The sequence below is a fragment of the Sphingosinicella sp. LHD-64 genome, assembly GCF_031157375.1.
Lineage (GTDB): Bacteria > Pseudomonadota > Alphaproteobacteria > Sphingomonadales > Sphingomonadaceae > Allosphingosinicella.
In genome coordinates, this window is record NZ_JAVIFV010000004.1 from 435,749 (window position 1) to 461,416 (window position 25,668).

The 25,668-nt window shown below is 63.1% G+C and carries 10 protein-coding genes and 1 pseudogene; 7 read left to right on the plus strand and 4 right to left on the minus strand.

Going from position 1 to position 25,668, the window contains the following annotated elements; all coding sequences use genetic code 11:
- Positions 1–10 precede the first annotated feature (10 nt).
- Entirely contained in the window at positions 11–892 is an 882-nt protein-coding gene (locus RCO27_RS15520; protein ID WP_309003611.1) for a LysR family transcriptional regulator, read from the minus strand.
- 231 nt (positions 893–1,123) lie between these two features.
- Here RCO27_RS15520 and RCO27_RS15525 point away from each other — a divergent pair, with 231 nt between their 5' ends.
- Together RCO27_RS15525 and RCO27_RS15530 are read left to right on the plus strand one after the other, a co-directional pair.
- Positions 1,124–1,693 (plus strand): Arm DNA-binding domain-containing protein, encoded by a 570-nt coding sequence (locus RCO27_RS15525; RefSeq protein ID WP_309003612.1) that lies wholly within the window; start codon positions 1,124–1,126, stop codon positions 1,691–1,693.
- A 27-nt stretch (positions 1,694–1,720) separates the two neighbouring features.
- Positions 1,721–1,927 (plus strand): sigma-70 region 4 domain-containing protein, encoded by a 207-nt coding sequence (locus tag RCO27_RS15530; RefSeq protein WP_309003613.1) that lies wholly within the window; start codon positions 1,721–1,723, stop codon positions 1,925–1,927.
- 126 nt (positions 1,928–2,053) lie between these two features.
- Here the strand turns inward: RCO27_RS15530 and RCO27_RS15535 are convergent, their stop codons facing one another.
- Both RCO27_RS15535 and RCO27_RS15540 read right to left on the minus strand, forming a co-directional pair.
- Positions 2,054–2,290, minus strand: coding sequence for a conjugal transfer protein TraD (locus tag RCO27_RS15535; RefSeq protein ID WP_309003614.1), 237 nt, complete (start codon positions 2,288–2,290; stop codon positions 2,054–2,056).
- A gap of 22 nt (positions 2,291–2,312) precedes the next feature.
- Entirely contained in the window at positions 2,313–2,627 is a 315-nt protein-coding gene (locus RCO27_RS15540) for a conjugal transfer protein TraD (protein ID WP_374990391.1), read from the minus strand.
- Positions 2,628–2,786: 159 nt separating this feature from the next.
- Between RCO27_RS15540 and traA the strand changes: the two are divergent.
- The 3 genes and pseudogenes from traA (at position 2,787) to RCO27_RS15555 (ending at position 9,413) form a co-directional block, all read left to right on the plus strand.
- Positions 2,787–5,517, plus strand: a pseudogene (gene traA / locus RCO27_RS15545) (Ti-type conjugative transfer relaxase TraA).
- A gap of 279 nt (positions 5,518–5,796) precedes the next feature.
- Positions 5,797–7,950, plus strand: coding sequence for a type I secretion system permease/ATPase (locus RCO27_RS15550; protein ID WP_309003615.1), 2,154 nt, complete (start codon positions 5,797–5,799; stop codon positions 7,948–7,950).
- Positions 7,947–9,413 (plus strand): HlyD family type I secretion periplasmic adaptor subunit, encoded by a 1,467-nt coding sequence (locus tag RCO27_RS15555; RefSeq protein WP_309003616.1) that lies wholly within the window; start codon positions 7,947–7,949, stop codon positions 9,411–9,413. Before RCO27_RS15550 ends, RCO27_RS15555 begins: the two co-directional genes overlap by 4 nt.
- Here the strand turns inward: RCO27_RS15555 and RCO27_RS15560 are convergent.
- On the minus strand, positions 9,352–10,698 hold the full coding sequence (locus RCO27_RS15560) for an Ig-like domain-containing protein (RefSeq protein ID WP_309003617.1): 1,347 nt from the start codon (positions 10,696–10,698) through the stop codon (positions 9,352–9,354). The genes RCO27_RS15555 and RCO27_RS15560 overlap by 62 nt on opposite strands.
- Positions 10,699–11,110: 412 nt before the next feature.
- Here RCO27_RS15560 and RCO27_RS15565 point away from each other — a divergent pair, with 412 nt between their 5' ends.
- Positions 11,111–11,521: a hypothetical protein gene (locus RCO27_RS15565; RefSeq protein ID WP_309003618.1), complete on the plus strand. Its 411-nt coding sequence runs from the start codon at positions 11,111–11,113 to the stop codon at positions 11,519–11,521.
- A gap of 1,463 nt (positions 11,522–12,984) precedes the next feature.
- Positions 12,985–25,662, plus strand: coding sequence for a cadherin domain-containing protein (locus RCO27_RS15570; protein WP_309003619.1), 12,678 nt, complete (start codon positions 12,985–12,987; stop codon positions 25,660–25,662).
- Positions 25,663–25,668 lie beyond the last annotated feature (6 nt).

The window sequence follows — 25,668 nt, forward strand, 5'->3', positions numbered from 1 at the left end:
TAGCCTGACGCTATGCGTCCAGGACCTGCTTCAGCGTCTTCAGGAATTCGCTCGCAAGGGCGCCAAGCGGCCGGTTCAGCAGGAACATCGCATGGATGTCGAACGTCACGCGCGGCTTCAGCGGCCGCATCGCGAGGCCGGGCGCGAGGCAGGCCTGGGCGGTGAAGCTGTCGACCACGGTCATGCCGACGCCCTGCCGGACCAGTGCGCCGGCGATGTAGAAGGTCCGGGCGGAGACGACCTCGTCCAGGTCGAGATTCAGCCGCTGCAGCTCCCCGGTGAACAGCCGCCCGGTCGGGCCGCTTGCCGCCAGGCTGATGAAGCGCTGCCCCTGGAGGCGGCTGAGTTCGATGCAGGGCGGCGCATCCGGCATGTCCTGCTCGCGATAGAGCACCACCAGCTCGCCTTCGCCGATCCAGCGCTGGGCGATCGGCGCCGACGGTGGCACCTGATAGGCGATCGCGATGTCCGTTTCGCGTTCGTGTAGCTTGCGCAGCAGGTCGTCGTGATGGACGGTCTGCAGGTCGAACTTCACATTCTCATGCGTGTTGAGGAAACGGGCGACCGCGGTCGGGATGGCATCGAGCGCGAGCGAAGGAAGCGCCGAGATGCGCAGCGTGCCGCGGGTGCCGCGGCGCAGGTTCCGCCCCGCCTCGCGCAGCGCATGCACCCGGTCCTGGATCTCCCGGACCTCCTCGAACAGGGTGTGCGCGTCCTCGGTCGGCACCAGCCCGCCGTTGGTGCGCTGGAAGAGCTGGAAGCCGAGCAGGCTTTCCGCATGGCGCAGCATCTTCGACACCGACGGCTGCGACACATTGAGCGCGCGTGCGGCCGCGCTCACGGAGCCGTTCACGTAGACGGCGTGGAAAATCTCGATGTGGCGCAGATTCATGTCGGCACGCGCCCCAAAAACTTGTTGCGAATGCCGCACCCGATTGAAATCGCTGGTGACCCCTACGAGCGTAGAACTTTTGTCTCAGGCAATGCCGGGACATCTCTAAGTACACTGTAAAATCAGAGATTTCTCTTGTAGCGTGTACGCGGTCGGTCGCCCCGATTTGCCTGAACCCGCATCTATATGTGGGAACGATTGTGGGATCAATCCGGGCAGGGAACCGAACCCGTGGCACTGACTGCGCTCAAGGTGAACAACGCCAGACCCGGCCGCCATTCCGACGGTCGCGGCCTCCAACTGCTGGTCAAGGAGAGCGGCGCGCGTTCTTGGGTCCTGCGGATGCAGCGCCATGGCCGGCGCCGCGACTATGGGCTGGGCTCGGCCTTGGACGTGTCGCTCGCCGAAGCGCGAGAGGCGGCGGTGGCGCTGCGCCGTCAGGTGCGCCTCGGCATCGACCCGGTGGCCGAGCGACGCAGATTGCACAAGGTCGTGCCGAGCTTCGAAACGGCCGCGCGCGACTGCTATGAGGCGTTGAAGGAAGGCTGGAAGAATCGGCGTCACGCCAACTGGATCTCCAGCCTCGAGAACCATGTCTTCCCACTCATCGGCACGACGCCGGTGGATCAGGTGGACAGCGCCAGCGTCGTCGAGGTGCTGTCGCCCATCTGGCTGGAGATACCGGAGACCGCGCGGTCCGCGCCCGCGCGGTTGGCGGCAGCGCTTCCTGTGACCGGAGCGGAGAGACGCACCATGTCCGTTCACGACCACACGGCAAGCTCGAATGCCGCCCATGACTAGGCGGCCACGGCCGAACAGCTCGCCCGGTTGGAAGCGGCGCTGCTGACGCTGCCGCGCTTCACGCGCGCGGTATTCCTGGCCCATCGGATCGACAATCTCAACTATGCCGAGATCGCCGATCAGACCGGCGTCAGTGTACGCCGGATTGAACGCGAGATCGCCCGCGCGATCTATGGGCTTGATCGCGCGATGGAGTCGGAGCTGCCCCGCCGCAGATGGTGGAGGCGATGGTGAAGCGATCGTAGAGCGGATAGCAATTTGGGCGAACAGGCCGGGCAGCCGACTGGACTGCCCGCCGCGGCCGCCGCGGCCAAGACGGTGGCCGTTCTCGTCGTCGTTCCGATGCATTTTCAATGTCGCTCAGTCATCAGCAGTTCCGGCCTCGTTCTCGAACGCGCGCTTGCCGCGGCGGCGCCACTGCACGAGCGCTTCGTCGCGTTGCTCGCCGCGCAGCATGATCGCGGTTGCGAGGAACGCACCGTACATTACCGCGCGATCGTCGTCGGTCAGCTCGACCAATCCGGCCTTCACGACCAGGCCGCCCAGCTCGATCAGGTGCCGCGTGCGTTCGCGGCGCTTAACCACCCATTCGCGCATGTCGTCTCGCGCCTGCCTTGCCTCAAGCCGATGCGCTGCCGCCCTCGCGCGTCGCATCGCCGACCGGCTTTGCGCGAGCGCGGCGGCGAGGGCGGTGTGCGATACGAAAGAACCTCTCCCCGGCCTCGCGCCGCTCCTCCCTGGTCACAAGGTCGTTTGTTGCGACCGCCCCGAGCAGCGCGCCGGCCAGCGTCTCGGCATCGAGTGCGTCCGCGCCGGTTGCCGACACCAGCTCCCCAAACTGGCGCACGCGCAGCTCCTTGAGCGTCCTCGCCTTGTCGGCAAGCACCTTCAGTTCCGCATCGAAATCCCTTGGCTTGCGCATCACAGTCTCCATGCCGCGGTGATGTGCGCATGATAATAAAGCTGCGATCGTAATGCTGTAGGGTCGCCGAGACAGTCTGGCACGGCCCAGTCCCTCACAGGAATTTTTCGTGTGAGGGCGCGCTTATACGTCGTGCCGACGTGCGCTTTGCGGTGTAGATGGATTGCCGCGATGGCGATCTACCATTTCAGCGTGAAGGTGATCTCGCGGGCCAGCGGGGCGAGCGCTTTGGCTTCGGCGACCTATCGCTCGGCAAGCCGGCTGCACGACCAGCGCCTCGATCGTCATCACGACTTCACCAACAAGGCCGGAGTCATCCACTCCGAGGTGATGCTGCCGGACAATGCGCCGGCCGAGTTTGCGGACCGCGCCACGGTATGGAACGCTGTCGAGGCAGCCGAGGTGCGCAAGGATGCGCAGCTCGCCCGCGAGGCCGAGTTCGCACTGCCACGGGAGCTGGACCGGACCGAAGGCATCCGGCTTGCACGGGAGTTCGTCCAACGCGAGTTCGTCGCGCGCGGCATGATTGCCGACCTCAATGTCCATTGGGACATCGGCGCCGACGGAAATCCCAAGCCGCATGCCCATGTCATGCTCACCATGCGCGAAGTCGGCGAGGACGGGTTCGGTGCGAAGGTCCGCGACTGGAACCGCACGGACCTCTTGCAGCGTTGGCGCGAAGCGTGGGGCGAACATGTCAACAGCCGCCTGACCGAACTCGATGTGGATGCACGCATCGATCATCGGTCCCTACACGATCAGGGCATCGAGCTCGAACCACAGCACAAGATCGGCGCCGCGGCCGGACGGCGCATCGGCCATGGCCTCGAAGCTGAACGGCTCGAAGAGCATCGCGACATCGCGCGTCGCAACGGCGAACGCATCCTCGCCAACCCCACTATCGCCCTGGACGCGATCACCCAAGGCCAAGCGACGTTCACGGTCCGCGATCTCGCCCGGTTCGTGCACCGGCACAGCGACGACAAAGAGCAGTTCGATAATGTGCTGGCGGCGGTGCGTGCTTCGCCCGAGCTGGTCGCATTGGGCAAAGACGGGAGAGGACAAGAACGATTTACGTCAGGTGAGATGCTGGCGACCGAGCAGCGGCTGGAGCGGCAGACCGAGGCGCTGGCCATGCGCCGGGGCCATGGCGCCGATGCGCTCGGCCAGGTCCGCGCGGTCGCAGCGTTCCAGCGGGTCGGGACGCATCTGTCGCCAGAACAGCGCGGCGCCCTCAATCATGTTCTCAAACCCAACGACCTGGCGGTGGTCACCGGCTATGCCGGCACCGGCAAGTCGGCGATGCTGGGGGTGGCGCGCGAGATCTGGGAGAGCGTGGGCTACACTGCGCGCGGCGCCGCCTTGTCCGGCATCGCGGCGGAGAACCTGGAAGCCGGCTCCGGCATAAACTCCCGCACCATCGCCAGTCTCGAACATCAATGGGCACAGGGACGTGAGCTGCTCACTGCGAACGACGTGCTGGTCATCGACGAGGCCGGGATGATCGGCACGCGGCAGATGGAACGGGTAATCGCCGAGGCCGAGAAGCGCGCGGCCAAGGTGGTGCTTGTCGGCGATCCCGAGCAGCTTCAGGCGATTGAGGCCGGCGCCGCGTTCCGCAGCATTGCGGAGCGTCGCGGCGCCATCGAGATCACCGGTATCCGCCGCCAGCGCGAAGACTGGCAGCGCGAGGCGACACGGCAGCTCGCCACCGGCCGGACCGGCGAAGCGCTGGATGCCTATCGAGACCATAATATGGTGCATGAGGCCGCGAGCCGGGAGCACGCGCGCACCGCGTTGGTTGAGCGCTGGGACCGCGATCGAAAGACCGAGCCGGGCGCCAGCCGCATCATCCTGACGCACACCCGCGACGAGGTGCGCCAGCTCAATGAGCTGGCGCGCGAGCGCATGCGCAATCAGTTGGGCGACGAGGTGCAGATTACCACGTCACGCGGCGGGCGCGTGTTCGCCGCAGGCGACCGGATTATGTTCCTGCGCAACGAGCGCAGCCTTGGCGTGAAGAACGGATCGCTGGGCAGGGTGGAGAGCGTCACCGCAGCCCGTATGGCGGTGATGCTGGACGATGGCCGCAGCGTCGCGTTCGATGTGAAGGACTATGTCGATCTTGACCATGGCTATGCCGCCACCATCCACAAGGCGCAGGGCGTGACCTCGGACCGGACACATGTGCTGGCGACCCCGGGGCTCGATCGCCATGCGGCCTACGTGGCGCTGTCACGGCATCGCAGCGCGGTTGATCTGCACTATGGTCGGGACGACTTCGCCGATCGGGACAAGCTCGCCCAGACCCTCTCGAGCGAGCGGACCAAGGACATGGCCGGTGACTACAATCCCGCACCGCAGTCGATCGAGCAGGCGGTGGTGCGGGTCGCGCGGGCGACCGCGGACATCGTGGCGGTGCGCAGCAAGGGACGCGAGGACCTGCCCGATCAGCGCGCCAGGTTCGACGAGGCACGTCATGCGCTCGATGCCGTCCGCCCGGACGGAGCACGCGACCTGCGCGCGTCGTTCATGCGTGACATGAACATGATCGACCAGGTTGCTGCCGGCGACGCGAGAGCCGGCATCCGCGCGATGGACTGGGAGCGGCGCTATCGCACCGACCCCGCCTTACGCGCCGAGATATTCGTGAAGCAGTGGCACCGGCTCGACCGTCGGGCCAACGCGTTCGAGAAGGACTGGGAGCATGAAGGCCTCAAGCCTACGTAGTCAGATGTCGGACATGGCAAAGTCGCTGCATCGCGACCCGCAACTCGAGTCTCTCCTGCGACAGCGTACGCGCGAGCTAGGGCTTGACGGAGAGCAGCGTGGTGGCGGGTCGATGGGCCAGCAGCTTCAGGATTGGGTGGAGTTTGGAAGAGGCCGAGGGCTTGGACGTTAATGGGCGGCGATCCTGGGGGTTACTACCGGCATGCGAGAGGGCCGGTGCCGGTATATTTTTGCTGACATCGCGCTCCCGAATCATAGGTGGAAGAACGCAATTCTGGCTCAGGGTACGGCAGTAAAAGCGCTGATGACTTGGCTGGTTTGCCCTTCCTCTTCTTGCCGTTATTGTTACTGCGGGCAGCGTACGAATCGTACTGGGGGTTTCGGTTTGAAAGTGAGGTCGCGGTTCGCCGCGCACATCTGCGTCGTCCGGCTGGCAGCCGGAGCATAGGGCATGAACAATTCGGAAGCCGTTGGCCCCAGGCTCGATCCGGCCCTCTCCTGCTTCGTGCTGCTCGCGCGCTTCCTCGGCGTGCCCGCCGATACCAACCAGATCGCGCACGATCGCGGCAGGGGCGAGGAGCCGTTCAGCCTGGAGGACCTTTCCAGGACCGCGGACAAGCTCGGCCTGATTGCCCGCATCCGGCGGTGCGCGCTGGAAGACCTGCACAAACTGCCGCTGCCGGCGATCGGTGAGCTGGTCGGCGGTGACGCCGCCGTGATCCTCAAGATCGAGGACGATTCGGAACATCCTCGTGCCCTCGTTCAGCATGGCGATGCTGATCGCCCCGAGGTCTGGAGCTTCCAGAAGCTGAACGAGCGTTTCGCCGGGCGCCTTCTGCTGATGACCTCGCGCGAGCGGATGGCAGGAGACGCGCGGCCGTTCGACATCAGCTGGTTCATCCCGGCCCTGGTCAAGTATCGGCGTGCGCTAAGGGATGTGCTGATTGGCTCTTTCTTTATCCAGCTGATGGGACTGATCAGTCCGATCTTCTTCCAGGTTGTTATCGACAAGGTGCTGGTACATCAGTCGCTGAACACGCTGGACGTTATCGCCATCGGCCTTGCCGTTGTCCTCATCTGGGAAACGGCGCTCTCGGGCCTCCGCACCTGGCTCTTCGCGCACACCACCAACCGCGTCGATGCGGAACTGAGCGCCAACATGTTCCGGCACCTCGTCAATCTGCCCCTCTCCTATTTCGAGAGCCGCCGGGTCGGCGACAGCGTCGCGCGGGTCCGCGAGCTCGAACGCATCCGCGAGTTCCTGACCTCCAACGCCGTGACCGTCGTCATCGACCTGTTCTTCACTATTGTCTTCTTCGCGGTGATGTTCGTCTACAGCGTCACGCTCACTCTCATCGTGCTCGGCACCATTCCGGTCTACGTGCTGATCTCCGTGTTCATAACGCCGCCGTTGCGCGAGCGGCTCGACGAGAAGTTCCGGCGCGGGGCGGAAAACCAGGCGTTCCTGGTCGAGACCGTAACCGGCATCGGTACGCTCAAGGCGATGGCCGTCGAGCCGCAGATGCGCGACAAATGGGAGAAGCAGTTCGCCGGCTATATCCAGACCGGCTTCGCCGTCACGACACTGGCCAACTGGGGCAATCATCTCATCCAGATCGTCTCGAAACTGACGACGGTGGCGATCCTCTATTTCGGCGCCAAGGCGGTGATCGCGGGCGATCTGTCGGTGGGTTCGCTGGTCGCGTTCAACATGCTGGCGGGTCGCGTCGCCGCGCCGATCCTCAGGCTCTCGCAGCTATGGCAGGACTTCCAGCAGGTGCGCATCTCGGTCGACCGCCTCGGCGATGTCCTCAACGCCCCCGCCGAACCGGAGCACAATCCCAACCGCGCCAGCCTGCCGCCGATCAGGGGGCAGATCGAGTTCGACAAGGTCCGCTTCCGCTACCGCGCCGATGCGCCCGAAGCGCTGCGCGGCGTCACCCTGGAAATCGCGTCCGGCGAGATGCTCGGCATCGTCGGCCCGTCCGGCTCGGGCAAATCCACGCTCACCAAGCTCGTCCAGCGGCTCTACGTGCCCGAGCAGGGGCGGGTGCTGGTCGATGGTGTCGACCTCGCGCTGGTCGATCCGGCCTGGCTGCGGCGGCAGATCGGCGTCGTGCTGCAGGAGAACATCCTGTTCAACCGCACGGTGCGCGAGAATATCGCGCTCGCCGATCCCACCCTGCCGATGGAGGCGGTGCTCGCCGCCGCGGAGCTTGCCGGGGCGCACGAGTTCATCGTCCAGCTGCCGCACGGCTACGACACGCTGATCGAGGAGCGCGGCAGCAACCTCTCCGGCGGCCAGCGCCAGCGCATCGCCATCGCCCGGGCGCTGATCGGCGATCCCAGGATCCTGATCCTCGACGAGGCGACATCGGCGCTCGATGCGGAGAGCGAGGAGATCATCCAGCGGAACCTCCGGATGATCGCGCAGGGTCGCACGGTGATCATCATCGCCCATCGCCTGTCGGCCGTGCGCCAGTGCCATCGCATCGTCACGATCGAGGCCGGCGACGTCACCGAAGAAGGTGATCATGACGCACTGCTGCGAAAGGGCGGCCGCTACGCCGATCTCTACACCAAGCAGATGGGTATGGTGGCATGAGCCTGCTCGCCCGGCGCTTTCCCACGCTCGGCCGCCACCTTGCGGTGCTGCGTGAGTCCTGGCGGCGGCAGAATGAAACCGACCGGACTGCGAAGGCGCGCATCGATCACGAGTTCCTTCCCGCCGCGCTCGAGATCATCGAGAAGCCGGCCAGCCCGGGCCTGCGCATCCTCATGCTGCTGCTCTGCGCGCTGTTCGCCATCGCCCTCCTCTGGTCGGTGTTCGGGCGGGTGGACGTGGTGGCGGTCGCGACCGGGCGGACCATCCCGGTCGCCAATGTCAAGCTGATCCAGCCATCTGAGATCGCGGTCGTTCGCGCGATCCATGTCCGCAACGGTCAGCGCGTCCGCCGCGGCGAACTGCTGATCGAGCTCGATCCCACCACCGCCGTCGCCGACGAGACCCAGGCGGCACAGGGCCTGCTCGCCGCGCGCATCGCCGAGGCGCGCAACGACGCGCTGCTCGCGCATCTCGCGGGCCGGCCGCCGCTGTTCCGCCCGCCGCCGGGCATCTCGCCGGATGTGGTCGCGACGCAGACCGAGCTCATCCGCTCCAAGGTCGCCGAATATGAGGCGCAGCGCGCCGCGCTCATCCAGGGCCGGGCGCAGCGGGCGGCGGAGCTGCGCGGTGCGCTGGCCGAGATCGCCAGCCGCCGCCAGACCCTGCCGCTGATCGACGAGCAGCTCGCCGCCCGCCGCGGCCTGGTCGAGCGCGGGCATTTCCCGCGCCTCCGGATGCTCGAATATGAGCAGCTGCGCATCGAGCATATCCAGAGCATCGAGGTGCAGGAGAGCAACGCCCAGCGCGCCCGCGCCGCCATCGCCAATATCGATGCCGAGCTCGCCGCCCTGCGCGAGACCCTGGCGGAGGAAGCCTCGACCGAGCTTTCGACCGCCGAGACCGAATCCCGCCTGCGCCGCGAGGAACTCACCAAGTCGGCCCGCCGGCGCCAGCTCCAGCAATTGCGCGCCCCGGTCGACGGCACCGTCCAGCAGCTCGCCGTCCACACGATCGGCGGCGTCGTCCAGCCCGCCCAGCCGCTGATGGTGATCGTGCCCGACGGCGGCCAGATCGAGGTCGAGGCGCAGATCCTCAACAAGGACATCGGCTTCGTGCGCGTCGGCCAGCCGGTACGGGTCAAGCTCGAGGCCTTTCCGTTCACCGACTATGGCTGGATCGAGGGCACGGTCGAGACGATCAGCCGCGACGCCATCCAGTCGAGCCCCGAACTTGGCCGCGAAGGTGCCGGCGCCGAACAGGGACGGCCGGGCACGCCGCCCAGCCTCGTCTATGCGGCGCGCATCCGCTTGTCGCGCAACTATATCATGCTCGGCGCCCGCCGCCAGCCGATCGGCCCCGGCATGGCCGTCCAGGCCGAGGTCCGCACCGGCCGGCGGCGGATCATCCAGTATCTGCTCTCGCCGATCTCGCGCACGCTGGACGAGGCAGGGCGGGAGCGATAGCCGTCGGCGCCGGTTCGCGGCGGTTTCCGATCTGGAAGGGCGCCGCCGGTCGGCCCACGCGAATACCCACGCGAATATAGGCTCGCCCGGTGACCTCCGTCGTCGACTGACCATTCTTGAGGCGGTAGTCGAAATAGGTGACGCCCGTGAAACCCGGGAGCGCATCGATCCGGATCGTTCCATCCGCATTGAGCGTCACGGCGATCCGCGTCGCATTTTCCGCCGTCACCGACACCGAATTGATCGTGGTGTTTTCCCCGCTCGGTCCGCCGCCCAGGAACGTGTAATCGTTGGTCCACAGCGGACGCAGGTTGGGATCACTATGGATACTGGTGGTGAGCGTGATCGAGCCTCCCGCTGGCACCTCCCGATAATCGGGGCTGGCGAAGGCGAAGGAAAAGGGTTCAATCAACTGGCGTGGGGCGTTGGCATAGACGGCGAAGTCGGCGGTCAGGCTTTCCGGCGTGCGCGCGCGCATCGCGGGGATGAGAGCCGTCTGGCCGCGGAAGAGCAGGCGCAGGACTTGCGGCATGACGTCGAAGGCCAGGCCGAGCTCGTATCGTGCAGCGACATCGGGACTCCGCACCTGAGCCGGGACCGAAGCGGCGAAGTCCGCGAGCAGCTCGGCGGCGGCATCGATCGACGCTTCCGAGGTATCGGGAGTGACCACGGTGCGGATCAAGTTCATCATCTCTGTCTTCGACCGCAGGTCGCCGCGGCCAGTCGAACGAATATATGCTCCGAAGGCGTACAGGCCTTCACCAACCCGATCGAGGCTTTGACCGAGCGGGATGGTGTTGCCCCGCGCCAGAAGATAACCGACGCCGAGCAATTGGATATTGATCGACGTCAGCCGCGCCGCGTCGTCGGCAATCTGTGGATCGGAAGAGAACAGGCCGTTGCCGGCATCGAAGCGTACCAGGTTCCGCTGGCTCGAAAGGGCGTTCGGGCCTTCGTAGAGCCGCAATGCGGCCGCGACGGCCGGGCTGGTCCATGATCCGTCGAGGACGGTTGTCAGCGGTGAGACGGTCGTCCCGTTCGGCGGGGTCGATACGTCGAACGTCATGCCCGACGCAGGATCGACACCGAAGACCACGATCATATCGCCCGGCGTTGTCGGCACGCGGCTTTGATCGCCCGGCCAGATAAGGTTGGTGACGCTCGCGCCGAATTCCCCGCGGCGATTTGTGTACGTGCTGATGGCATTCGGATTCGCTAGCCCGGTGATGAGCTGGTTGAAATAGACGCGGCCAATCAGCGATGTGCCGACCGAGGTGGTGAACACAGTCGCAGTGGGCGTGGGTGTCGGAGTCGGCGTAGGTGTCGGACTGGGCGTCGAGGTGGGCGGCGGGCTTTGCGAGCTGCCCCCGCCACCGCCCCCGCCGCACCCCGCGACGGCGCACATGATCGCGAGCGTCGCGAACCGCGCCGCGCGAGAAGAACGATGTATCACACGAGCCCCCAATATTTTGAACCGAAAGTCGGATAGTCATATTCAAGTTCGGTAGTCGAGTTCAAGAGACCAGATCGAGCAATAACCCGCATCCTGTCTCGCAACAAAGCAGTCCAAGCGGGCGAATGTTGCGCTTTTTATTTGCCTTGACACGTTCGGAACGGGCGCGGCACGATGAGGCGACAACTTATCCGATTCCGGGCAAGTCCGCCCGGGTTCAAGCGAAAGACGGTGGGTGGGGATCATGGGGCACCCGGGTCGGAGCTTTGGCGCCGCTTTCGCGGCGCTGACTTTGCTGTGCGCGGCGCCGCTGCTCGGTGCATGCGCGGCCAATTCCTATGCCGGCATCCCGTTCGCGGCCGGCGCCGCCGCTCCCGAGCTTCAGGGCCTCGCCATGCGCGCGCAGGCCGGGGACAAGCAGGCGCAGCTGGAGCTGGGCATTCGCTATGAGGAAGGGCGCGGGGTACCGGTCGACCTGCGGCGGGCGGAGCGGCTGTATCGAATGGCCGCGAGCGATAGTGGAGGGACGATGTACGTCTATTCGCCTCCGGTAGGACAGAACGGGCGGGGGCAGGTGGTCCCGATAAACTCGGGCCCGCGCCAAATAGGATTGGCCGAAGCTCGTCGACGGTTGGAGAACTTAGTTCATGACTGATGGCCAACACAATGGAATTTTCCTCGCCTGCATTGGCCTGATTTGCTCGTGCTCATCTAATTCGACAGTGGAGGATCATTTACTAAATCAAACTGTAAGTAACACCGCAGAAATAGAGGAATATTCAAATACATTCGTTGAATATCCTGGGATTTGGAGCTCATGCCGAAATGGAGCCACCGAGGTTTCTGACGTCCGTGGAACAGCAGTAGTATCAATTGACGGCATCAGAGGATTTACGCCCCTTAATCAGAATAGCAGGCAATACTCTAACATAGATTTTGGTGATAGTCGACGTCGAGTCTACGAATTTCTACTTCAGAGAGATGCGAGCTCTTCGGTAGAATTGGATATAGTATTTGACGGATGGATCCTGACTCCAGATACATGTCAAGATGTTGGTCGCAGAAGCTACTTTGTTAGGCGCATTGATCAATTGAGATTAAAGGCAGATGGAGGCCATAATGGTTAACCTTTGGGCTACTCGGCAGATACAGCGGGTAGTTATCAATGGCCGTGAACAAATGGCTTTTGTTATTCCAAGGAACGACACGGCTCAGACGCCGCAGATGGTCTTTTCGTCTGGCATTCCTCAGGACGGAATCGAGCTATTTCTCAGTGGAATCCAGAATCAGTCCGTAGACAATCACCTCATGACCTACGGAATGTGGCGAAGATATGATCTCGGGCCGAATGTTTCCCCCGTTGTGTTTGATTTCGCTAATTTTAGCGATATCGGTAAACTCGGACGATCAAGTCACTTTGAAGGTGTAAACCCGGAGGATACTGCCTTCACTAATAGACTTGGAATCGGAGGAGATCACCACACGACATTCGTGGATATGACGAACCTCCCTGCTATCGAAATAGCATCGGACTATTGGACAGATGGGGTGCTGGGCGCTAGACGAGCCTACCGGGAGGGGTATATTTCGGGCGCGGCCGGTGTCGCTTCCACTTTGGCACATGAGGTAGGACATCTCTTTATAAGAGAGTTCTTCGGCAGCGGCCTTGGAGGGCATGCTGAGGTGCTTTCAGCTTACGGGACAGGCACACCATTTAATGGTCTATCCAGACGCGAGATACTTTTAGATGACGTGCTAGCGTTACAGGTCGGATTTTCGAGATCTAACGGCCTTTTTCGATCAGGTGGCGAGGAGGCATTTCTTGATAGCAGAATCGAAGCTTATGACAGGCTCGCCGAGCGATTGACTAATATAAGAGGAACCCTTCTTGAAGAACGAACTAATGTTTTAACCGGGCGCGTTCCTCTGGGAAGAAGTAATAACCTTGATTTAGTTGACTATATAAACGAAGATGAATCTCATTCCATACTGATTACCGGCGGCATTCCCCCATCACTTTCGCAAATCGATCCATATACCGGAGCACCCCTGCCAAGAGGGCTACGGCGCGTTCGCACGCCTCTTGGAGAGGACGTTGTCGACGAGCAGTCTCGGCATGTGGAACTCACTGTCGTCGATGGTCAAGTTGTAAAGAGCGAAGCGTGGGATGGCTTGCGAAATGGCCAAGGTTTCGGTGTTACTGTTGAAACGCTGTACGCGAGTGGTCAGCCTGTTAGCACGAGCATCAAGCTCAATAACAATCCTATCGGCATCGAGTTTTCTCAGGCGGGCGGTATTATCGGCCAGCAACTCGGCTTCCTGCTCGCAGACGGCAACCGGCTCGTTGGCGCCGTCGCTTCAGCCACACTTCAGACCGTTGGCGACAATCTTGGTGACATGCTGGACGGCGTGGTCGGCAACATGTCGATCGACAAGGCCAGCAAGGACGCATTCAGGACCTTCGACACGGAATTCCTCGCCAACTTGAAGTCGGCCGGAATCGGCGCGGTGTCGTCGTTCCTGACCGCCGAGCTGGTCGATGCGCTGGGCGTCGGCGGGTTTGCGGGCGAGTTGATCAATACGACCGCTGGTACGGTCATCAACACGATACTCTCGAATCTGGCGGGTATCGGTCCGGGGAGTCCGGTCAATCCGTTCGAAGGTTTGAACGCCGCCTCGATCGGGACAGCGATCGGATCGTTCCTTGGCAACCGGCTCGCCAATGAGATCGTCTCGTTCGATACGGTTGGCGGCCAGCTCGGCGCAGCCATAGGCAGCTCGCTCGGTGTCATTGGCGTCACCGCTGCCATTGGCGCGAACGGCACGTTACTTGGCGTACAACTGGGCGCATTCGCCGGGCCGATTGGCGCGCTGGTTGGCGCCTTCCTCGGAACGCTGCTGGGCGGGCTGATCGGCTCGATCTTCGGCGGCACGCCGCGCTCAGGCGCTGACGTGGTGTGGGATGAAGCGAAGCAGGGCTTCGTCGTCGCCAACGTCTATTCGAAGAAGGGCGGCTCGAAGGACGCGGCGCGCAGCATGGCGACGGCCGCCGCCGACACCTTCAACAGCATCCTCGCCGCGACCGGCGGCGTGCTGGAAAATCCTTCCGCGGTGCAGGCCGGCAATTACGGCATGCGCAAGAAGGACTATGTCTACCGGCCCTATTCGACGCGCGACACCGATGCGATTCAGGCGCGCTTCTCGGGCAAGGACGGCGCGGCCAGGCTGATCGGCTACGGCGTGCTGCAGGGGCTCACCGACCCCGACTTCCGGATCATGGGCGGCGACATCTATGTGAAGCGCGCGCTCTACAACGGCCTCGCCGGCGCCAACGCGCAGAATTTCGATCCGGCGACCGTGCTCGGCAACATCGCGACGGCGCAGCGCTACGAGACCTATCTCGCCAATTCGACCAGCATCAACGCGCTGATCGCAGCCGAGCCCGACAGCGTGTTCACCGCCGAATGGGCGATCACCTTCGCCCGTGCGGTCGAACTGGGCCTTACCCGCCGGCACGAGAGCGACTGGTATGGCGGGTTCAACCTGCTGCTCGACGAAGCGCAGACCAATGCGGCGAACATGGCGTTCGGCTTCGACTATGATCCGTTCGCCGACCGGGTGAGCCGCACGATCGGGATCGGCGAGTTCGTCCTCGGCGATTCCATCGATATCGCCGGCCAGACCGTGATAGAAGGCACCGCCAACGCTGACACGATCAAGCTTTCGGCGACGCAGCTTCTCGTCAGCTCCGGCACGACCAATGCCGGCCTCACCGTCGACGGCGCGGCGCACAATGGTGCCGCGCGGGATATCGACGTGGCGGCGACGATCGATGCGGGCGACGGCGACGACACCGTCCATGCCTCGGACCGGGGCGACAATGTGTTCGGCGGCACGGGCAACGACACGCTCTACGGCGGCCGGCTGGACGACTGGCTCTTGGGCGGTGACGGCAATGACGTGATCCATGCCGGCACGCAGGCCGGCGGTCTCGGCGGTGACGGCAATTACCTGGACGGCGGCGCGGGCGATGATGCGCTTTACGGCCGCGAGGGCTCGGACTGGCTGGAGGGCGGCGAGGGCACCGATGTGCTGATCGGCGGCGCGGGCGGGGACATCCTGGCCGGCGGCGCGGGCGACGGCGACGTCCTGAAGGGCGGCGCGGGCGACGACCACTATCTCTACCGCAAGGGCGACGGCGCCGACACCGCCGAGGACGAGGCGGGGGCGCCGCCGGCGGCGCCGGGATCGGACCCGCTGCGCGTGCGCCTCGCGGGGCTCGCCGCGGGCACGATCGCGCGCGACTGGATCGGCGAGGGCGACTGGATGCCGCGTCAGTCCACGCCGCCGTCGGGATCGACCCCGATCAATGCCGGCGAGGACCGGCTGGTGCTGGGCGCCGGCATCGGCCTCGAGAATGTCCGGCTCTCGCGCGGCGGGACGCTGGCCGGCACCACCGCCGACGACCTGGTGCTGGAGCTGACCGACGCGGCCGGCGTGCCGACCGGCGACCGGCTTTTGATGAAGGGCTGGTACGACAGCTACAAGCGCATCGAATGGCTTCAGTTCGCCGACGGCCAGGCGATCCGGATCGGCGACTTCCAGACCTTCATCGCCGGCAGCGCCGGCAACGACACGATCATCGGCACCAACGGGCGCGACTTCGCCGTCGGCGGGCCCGGCAACGACTGGATGTCGCTGCTCGGCGGGGACGATGTCGGCGTCGGCGGCTCGGGCAAGGACTGGGTGTCGGGCGACGGCGACAACGATCTGCTGGTCGGCGGCGACGACGACGACCGGGTGCTCGGCGGCTCCGGCGACGACACGCTCTCGGGCGATGGCGGGGCGGACGAGCTGGACGGCGGCACCGGCCGCGACGTGATCGCCGGCGGCCGTGGCAACGATACCCTCACCGGTGGGACGGGCGACGACATCTTCCGGTTCGCTCGCGGCGACGGGCGCGACACGATCATCGATGCGCTGGCGGGCACGCTGGAAGTGATCATGGCCCGCAACCCCACGACCGGCTGGATCGACTATGTGAACGGCTTCACGCGCGACGCGAACAACCGCGTGGTGCGCGGGAGCGAGGTCGTGTTCGACGGCACCAATTGGGTCGAGGGTGTCCAGTTCGACGTGCAGCTTCAACAGCTCACGCGGTCCGTCGCGGACCCCACCGGCCGGACGGGGCAGGACGCAACCCAGTCCTGGGAGACAGGCGATGCGCTCGAGTTCGGGCTCGGCATCAACATCCAGGACGTGATGCTGGCCGGGGCTGGGTGGGATTTGTACGTCGGCATCTCAAATGAAAACGCGAACGTCGACAGCGTCTGGAGCCTTTCCGATCATATCCGTCTCGCCGATTGGTATCGCGACGGCGATCGGCCGATCGAGAAGTTCGTGTTCGCCGCAACGGGCGTGCTCAATGTTGAGGCAACCAGCCTCTTGGGCGGCACGAACGAAGCCGATACGCTCGAAGGAGCGAACGGGGACGACTGGATCACCGGCAATGGCGGCGATGACACGTTGAGGGGACATGCCGGCAAGGACATCCTCAACGGCAATGCCGGCAGTGACACGATCGAAGGTGGCGGGGACGACGACGTCCTGTACGGCGGCGCGGGCAATGATGTGCTCGATGGCGGTGCGGGCGCGGATATCCTCGTCGGCGGCGACGGCGGGGATGTCGCATCCTATGCGTCGGCTTCGGCAAGCGTTGCCGCCTATCTCGGCGCATCCTTCGCCAATTCCGGCGATGCGCGGGGCGACACGTTCCACGGCATTGAGGATTTGACCGGGTCGGCCAACAACGACTTCGCGCTGGGCGGTGACGATGGCGACAATGTGATCGTTGGTGGTGCCGGCAACGACGCGCTGTTCGGCGGCAAGGGCGACGACACCTATGTCTGGAACGCCTGGGACTATGGCGACACGATCGATGACCGGTCCTATGTGATCGAGGAGATCGTCAACGCGGCCGGCGAGCTGGCGGCTGGCTATACGGCGAGCTGGACCCGGGGCATGGTCTACCCGACGCCCAGCGATCAGCCGCAGCGTTACCAGTGGCGTCTCAAGATCACCGCCGCGGACGGCGAAATCGTCTACGACAATGCGACGTACCTGCTGCCTGCGGACTCGCCGCAACCCGTGCCTTCGGCCTACATCCAGGCCGGCTGGAAGAACGGCTTCAGCCGAGTTCTCAACGGTGCCAGCAATGACCAGCAGGTGGTGCGGCAGAAATTCGATGATGGCGCCGATGGCGGCGAAGACACCCTCGAACTCGGCATAGGTATCTCACTGAAGGATCTCACATTCGAGCACAGCGGAGCCGACCTCATCGTCCGCTACCAGAACAACGAATTCAATTTCGTTCGGATCAAAGGGCAAGCGAGTGCGAATTCCGCCATCGAGTGGCTGCAGCTGGCGGACGGCCTCGCCGTCTCACTCGCTTCACTCCAAATTATCGGCCCATCCAGTGAGCTTCAGGGGACGGCCGGAAACGACCTTTTGATTGGGAGCGACCTTGGCGACCCCTATGAGATGATCGCCGGCGGGGATGGCAACGACGTCATTGTCGGACTTGGCGGCATGAACGCGCTCGATGGTGGCGCGGGCGACGACACATTCGAAACCGGCGCCGGTATGGATTTCATAGATGGTGGCACCCATACCGAGATCGGCGCGAGCGATACCGCAGGCGACACGGTTCGCTACGTCGGTTCCGGCGCTGCGGTGACGGTAGACCTGCGCCTTGGAATGGCCGGTACGCAAAGCGGTGGTGATGCACAGGGCGACTATCTCACCAACATTGAAAATGTCGTCGGCAGTCAAGCGAATGGCGACAACATTACGGGCGATGATGGCGGAAATCGTCTCATCGGACTTGGCGGTAATGACACGCTGACCGGCCTTGGCGGCAAAGACGTTCTTCTCGGAGACGAGGGTGATGACCTGCTCTACGGCGGCGTGGGCGACGACAACCTATCGGGTGGTGAAGGCGCCGACCAGCTCTGGGGCGACGATGACAACGACACGATCGACGGTGGTGCCGGCAACGACATCCTGAAGGGCGGCGGCGGCAACGACGTGCTCGTCGGCGGCCACGGAAACGACAATCTGGATGGCGATTCGGGCGAAGACGAGCTGATCGGCGACGTCGGCAACGACGTTTTGAACGGCGGGGATGGCAACGACAAGCTGACGGGCGGCCTTGGAAACGACCAACTCGACGGCAGCATCGGTGATGATGTCTACGTATTCAGCGCGGCTTCGGGTGAGGACATCATTGTCGATTGGGCGGGCCTCAATGATATCGCGTTCGATCAATCCGTCGATCACACTCGGATTTGGCTCTCTCGTATCACGAACAGCAATGACCTGCGGATCACGGTGATCGGCGGCACATCGGTCATCACCGTCAAAGACTTCTTTTCCGGGTCAGGGTTGGTCCACCGGCTACGGACGACATCCCATACCCTGTATTTGAGCGCACCGGATGCGCTCCAACTCATTGCCGATATGGCGCAGGTTTCGGCGACGACTCCCTCGTCGATGCCGCAGGCGATTTCGGCAAAGCTCGCCACCTATTGGCATGCCGGCGGAAAGGCGCCGCCGCGAGCGGCCCCTCTCGCGGTTGCGACAGATGAGGACGTCGAACTGTCGCTGACGGATTTGGGCGTTGTCGACCATGATCACAACATCGTCAGTTACGCGATCAGTGCGCCGCCTAGTCTCGGCTATATCAGCGGGTTTGATCCTGGCACAGGCGCGCTCACCTATACGCCCAATTGGAACGTCCATGGAACGGATCGACTGACCATCACCGTGCGCGATGCAGATGGGCATTCGACCGAGATCCCGATCGAGATCATTATTGCGCCGGTCAACGATGCCCCCGAAGACCTTAGTGTCGATGGCAGCGGCACGCTTTCCGTGCTGGAGGCAGCGCCCGAAAGCTCTACCGGTGCCGGCACGATTGTCGGCCAGTTCACGGCAGTCGATCCAGAAGGCGATCTGATCTTCTGGACTCTGATCGACAGCGCTGGGGGGCGGTTTGGCCTCACCAACGAGGGGCTCCTGGTCGTGGTCTCGCCCGAGCTTCTCGACTACTCGCAGGCGACAAGCCACGATATCGTCGTCCGTGCCACGGACGCGCAGGGTGCGTATTTCGACGCGACGTTCACTGTCTCTGTCGAAAACGTCAACGAAGCACCAAATGCCCCGATCGTGGGCGATCTCCGCGGCACCGTCGATGAATCCTTTAGCGGCTCTGGTCCGGCGCTGGCCAATACATGGGTCGCGCGGTTCACCTTGTCCGATCCAGACGGTACAGTGCCGACGCTACGCCTCGTCAGCAATCCATCCAGCCGGTTCAAGATCGTCGGCAACGAGGTCCGGTTCGCAGATGGCTACGAACCTGATTTCGAAACGCTGTATGCTGCCTGGCAGGCGGGCGACACGGGCATAACGATGACGGACTACGACGGCGATGGCCGGCTCGAGGCTATACTTGCCGGCTCCGTCGAAGCATTCGACGGAACCCTCGCATCGCCCGCGGTGACCTCATTCACGGCTCGTATCCAGGATATCAACGAGGCACCAATCAGTCTCGACTGGACGCCCGCCGCGACTTCGGTTCCAGAGCGTGACCGCGTCTCGGCCGGAACTCCGCTGCCAGCAATCACCCTTGGCACGCTGAGCGTCACCGATCCAGACATCTCCGGGTTCGCGCATGGAAGTTACGTCTTTTCCGTATCGGACAGTCGCTTCGAGATCGCAGGAAACGAACTGCGACTGAAACTCGGCGCAGTGCTCGATTATGAGGCGCAAACCTCAGTCTTGGTGGCCGTTACAGCGACCGACCAATCGGGGGTGCCATTTACGATCACAGGGACGATCTCCATCCCATTGGAGAACCGTGACGATGTGCTCGAAGGTGATGCAAATGCCAATCCGCTTGTCGGCCAACAGAATCGCGACCTCATCTATGGTTATGGCGGCAATGACACACTCGATGGCGGTGACGGCAATGACCTTCTCGATGGGGGGTCAGGGAATGATCGCTTACTGGGTGGCAACGGAAACGACGAACTCCTCGGCGGCGATGGCAACGACGTACTCGTCGGGGACGCCGGCGCTGACAGTCTGAACGGCGGAGCCAATGATGTTGGCGCACAAGATATGCTCTACGGCGGCGACGGCGACGACAGCCTGAACGGCGGGGATGGCGATGACGATCTGATCGGCGGCGCGGGCGCGGACCAGTTGACTGGCGGCAATGGTGTCGATCGCGCGAACTATGCCTGGCTCACGGAAGGCGTTGCGGCGACCGCGGGTGTAACCGTCGATCTCGCGACGCCGTCGGCTAATACCGGCGCGGCCGCCGGAGACACCTATTCGGGTGTCGAGAATATCCTCGGAACTGGCTATGCCGACATTCTGCGCGGAGATGCCGCGAGCAACCGGATTGACGGCGGCGGCGGCAATGATGAGATCCATGGCCGTGACGGAGATGACGCCCTTTACGGTAACGATGGCGCCGACCTTATTCATGGCGGCAACGGGGCCGATCTCCTGGAAGGCGGTGCGGGCCACGATATCATCTATGGTGGCGCCGGGGACGACGATCTCTTCGGCGGCGATGGTGACGATGAACTCTACGCCGAGAGCGGCGACGATTATCTCGACGGCGGCGCCGGTAATGACATACTGAACGGCGGCATCGACAATGACACCTATATCGTGAATCGTCAGTCGGGCGCCGACACGATCTTCAACTACGATCCGTCCGGCGACGATATCGATGTGCTCGGCCTCCAGGACACCTACGGCACTATCAATGACGAGGATTTGTGGTTCGAGCGCCCAGTCGGGTCCGACGATCTGCTTATAAGCGTAATCGAGACGTCATCGAGCGTGCTGATTAAGAACTGGTATGTCCTTGCCGACGCGCAGGCGCGATCAAATTACAAGATCGACTTTATCATCGCGGGTGAATCCTACACCAACACGATCAACGCTGAAGGCCTGGTGAACCTGATGGCGGGGAGGACCAAGCCCTCCACTGCTACAGAGCGTGACACGTTGATGTCCGATCCGACGTTCCGATCACAATGGGAAAACTTCTGGGGCGTAAACGCGCCGCCGAGCCTTGCTGTCATTGCCGATCAGCCCATGAACGAGGGTGGCACGCTCGGCGTCACAGTTTCCGCCGCCGACGACCTGACTCCAGATGCCGGCCTTCAGGTGGTGGCCGAAGTGACATGGGGAAAATCGCTATTCTCCACAGACCCAAATCAGATCGTGCTGCTGCCGGTCGGACAACCCGATGGCAACGGTGATCGAACGCTGACCATCACACCCCTTTCCAATGTGAGCGGTTCTGCGACGATCAGGGTGACGGTGACCGATGCGGGCGGTATCTCGACGCCGCGTGAGTTCACGGTCACAATCAATCCGGTCGCGACCAAGCCAGACATCACACGGTTCGTCGGTGGCTCGGGCACATCGGGCCAAGCGGGCATCGCGCTCACCGTGGATGTCGATTTTCCCGACGACGATGGGTCCGAGGCCCATGAGATCTGGATTGCCGGGGTGCCCGCCGGGGTGTCGTTGAGCGCTGGATCATATGACAGCACCAACTCGGTCTGGAAGCTCACGCGTGCGCAGCTCATCGACCTCAAGGTGAATGCCCCGGTCGGCTGGAGTCAGGACCTTTCGCTCACGGTGACTGCTCGCGCGACTGAAGGTGGCAGCACGGCGATCTCGGACGCCAAGACGACAACCGTGGTCATCAATGCGCCGCCCACCGGTGCGACGCTCTCAGGGTCGGTCAATGAGAATGCCGCCAATACCTCGCACGTTGGTTATGTCAGCGGCATCGATCCGGACGCTGGCGACACGTTGACCTACACCCTGATCAACAATGCCGGCGGGCGGTTCGCTCTCAATGCGACGAGTGGCCAACTCACCGTCGCCAACGGTTCGCTGCTCAACTTCGAGACAGCGACCTCGCACGGGATCACCGTCAGGATTACGGATGCTTTCGGCCAATATACGGACAAGGCCCTTTCGGTGACCGTGAACAACGTCAACGAGGCGAACAGCCTGCCAACAGCATACAGCTTCAGCATCGACGAAAACGTCGCGGCCGGAACGCCTGTGGGGACCGTGACGGCGACCGATCTCGACAATTCAAGCACGACTTTTGGTCAGCAGACCTACGCCTTTCGAATCAATCCGACCACGCTCAACACGACCAGCGCCGACGGGCGCTATGTGATCGACGCCACCACAGGAATCATCCGGACCAACGCTGTGCTCGATCGCGAGGCGCCCGACCCCAGCAAGACCTATACGGTGGTCGCCTTGGATAATCCGAGCGGATCCATTCGCAACGAGGTCTCCACCGAGGTCACGATCGGCATCAACGATGTCAACGAGACCAATAGCCTACCAGGGACCTATAGTTTCAACGTCAATGAGAAGGTCGCAATCGGAACGACTGTGGGGACCGTCGCCGCGACCGATCTCGACAATTCAGGTACGTCCTTCGGACAGCAGCGCTACGCCTTTCGGATCAACCCCACCACACTCAGTGCGACGAGTGCCGACGGACGCTATGTGATCGATCCGATCTCCGGCGCCATCCGAACCAACGCCGCGCTTGACCGTGAGGCGCCCGATCCGAGCAAGGCCTATACGGTGGTCGCCTTGGACAATCCGAGCGGATCCATTCGCAATGAGGCTTCCACCGAGGTCACGATCGGCATCAACGATGTCAACGAGGTCAATAGCTTGCCGTCCAGTCATTCTTTCTCGGTCCACGAGAACATGGCGTCAGGCACCCCTGTCGGCACGGTGGTCGCGAGTGATCTGGACAGTCCAAGCACCACTTTCGGCCAGCAAAACTACGCTTTTCGGATCAATTTGATCACGCTCAGCACGACCAGCGCCGACGGGCGCTATGTTATCGATGCGGTGACGGGCGTCATCAGAACCAACGTCGTTTTCAACTACGAAACTGATCCACACACGTCCTATACCGTGGTGGCGAGGGACAATCCTGAGGGCAGCAGCCAGCACGAGGCTTCGACTACCGTCTACCTAAATCTGGCTGACGTCAACGAATCGCCAACTATCGGCAACCAAACTTTCGCGATCGCCGAGCGACCGTCGGATACTTTAAATCCGATCCTTACGCTCGCCTGGGGTGATCAGGACATCATGCCGGCCAACCGCCGGCACGTTTTCAGAATTGATCCCCTCACTGATCCGGGAGGATTCTTTCTGATCGACAACGCAGGTCGCATCACCGCAAGACGGCATCTCAATTATGAGGATGTGAATTACCGCAACTTCACCTTGCGCGTAACCGTAACCGACCAGGACGGAACTGGGCTGTCGGCCGCGGCCGACATCACCGTCAATCTCACCAACGTCAACGAATCGCCCTATGCGACCTCGCAAGACAGCACGTTCTGGAATCTTGCGCCGGCCAATTCGTTGGTCAGCATCATAACCCACAACGACCCCGATATCGGGGATGTCATCTCGTATCAGGTCACCTCGGTGTTCAACATGGACGTCGGCGGAGGGTCGCCCAGCGACTATCGAGTTCAGGCCAATGGATCGACGGCCTACGTCTATACGAACCACACCATGGGGCGGATCCAGTACCAGACGCGCGAGCAGGTCACCGTCCGAGTGTCGGATGCCGCCGGTGCATCTTCCTACACAACCTTCCTCGTAAGCTATAACGTCTCCAAGCCCTTGCCGCCGGTTGTGCTTGATCTCGACGGGGACGGTGTCGAGCTGGTGTCGAAGTCGGTGAGCAATGTCCATGTCGACATGGATGGCGACGGCGTACTCGACCGGACCGGGTGGGTTGCTGCGGATGACGGCTTCCTGGCTCTGGACCGCAATGGCGACGGCATCGTCACCGACATGAGCGAGACCAGCTTCATCTCCGATGTGCCGGGCTCGGTCTCCGACATGGAGGGCTTGCGTGCGTTCGACACGAACGAAAACGGCCTGCTCGATGCCGACGACGAGGCATTTGCCAGCTTCATGGTCTGGCAGGACCTGAATCAGGATGGCATCAGCCAGACGAGCGAGATCCGCTCGCTTTCTCAGGCCAGCATCGCCTTTATCAACCTGACCCTCAACCTGACCGGCGAGAACCCGGAGAACACTGCGGACAACATCATCTATGCAACTGGCGAATATGGCCGCACAGACGGTTCTCTCGGTCTAGTTGGCGATGTCATGTTGGCTTACGAGCCGTCCAACCCTCAGGTCGCCCCGCCCATCGTCTTCGATCTCGACGGGGACGGCGTGACGACGACCGAGTTGGTCGCAAACCCCGCTCTGTTCGACATGGACGGGGACGGTGTCCTGGATCGTACCGGTTGGGTTGGAGCCGCCGATGGATTGCTCGCGCTCGATCGCAATGGCGACGGTGTGATCAGGGGCATCTCGGAGATTTCGTTCGTCGGTGATCTTGAAGGGGCCCGCACCGACCTTGAAGGCCTTGCCGCGTTCGACAGCAACCGCGACGGCCAGCTGTCCGCCGCCGATACCAAGTTCGCCGACTTCCGGGTCTGGGTTGACGCGAACCAGGATGGAGTGAGCGATGCCGGTGAGCTCAAGCGGCTCGCCGAAGTCGGCATCGTCTCGATCGCGCTCAAGGGCGAAGCGACCGGCGCTCCGACCGTTCCCGGCCGGAACGTCATTTACAACGAAACCACTTTCCTGCGTGGCGACGGCACCAGCGGCCTTGTCGGCGACGTCGGTCTCGCCTTCATCGGTTCGAAGACGGGTGTGAGCACGACCGGCGAGAACCAGGCGACGCCGGCAAGCTACAGCTTCGAGCGCAAGAGCAGCCGTTACCGGATCGAGACTAGCGGCGGCGGCATCTATGTGCGGGACCGCAAGGCGCGGGGCGTCGTCGATGCCGCGGCGGGGGGAATCTCGAACGCCTCGATGCTCGATTTTGACAATGGCGCCTATGGTCTCGCCGCCGCCGTGGTGATCGACTTCGATCTCGACGGCCTTGAGCTTGAGAAGCGCAAGAACTCGGACGCGACGTTCGACATGAATGCCGATGGCACACGCGACGATACCGGGTGGATCAACCACAACGAGGCGCTGCTGGTCCTCGACCGCAACGGCAACGGCATCGTCGATGGAACCGGAGAAATCTCGTTCGTCGGCGATCGGGAAGGGGCGAAGACCGGCCTGGAAGGCCTGCTGGCCTTCGACAGCAATCGCGACGGCGTGCTCAGCGACAAGGACGCCCGGTTCGCCGAGTTCCGCATCTGGCGGGATCGCAATGGCGATGGCCGTTCCGATGCAGGCGAACTCTACAGCCTCACCGATATCGGGATCGCGTCCATCGAGCTCGACCGCCGGGCGATCGACGGGCGGTGGAAGCATGGTCGCAACGTCATCGCCAGCACTTCCACGTTCACCCGGACCGATGGCCGCACCGGGACGGTTGGTGATGTCGCGCTTGCCTATCGGCCGAGCGCCGTACCCTCGGTCGCGACGACAAGCAGCGATGCTCTGGCAGCGCTTCGTCGTGGGCTGGCCAATCCGTTTAACCGGGACACGGACTCCGATGCCGGCACATGGGAATCGGACAGCGGTGAGCTGTCCCTCCCTCAGGACGTCTACCAGCGCCGGCTTGCCTTCGCGGTCCAGGAGATGGCAAGCTTTGGTGGTTCTGCCGGTGAAGGCGAGTATGGCGACCGGCTCCATGATAGAACCGCCCGGTTCGACTATTTCGCGGCCTGAGAAAGA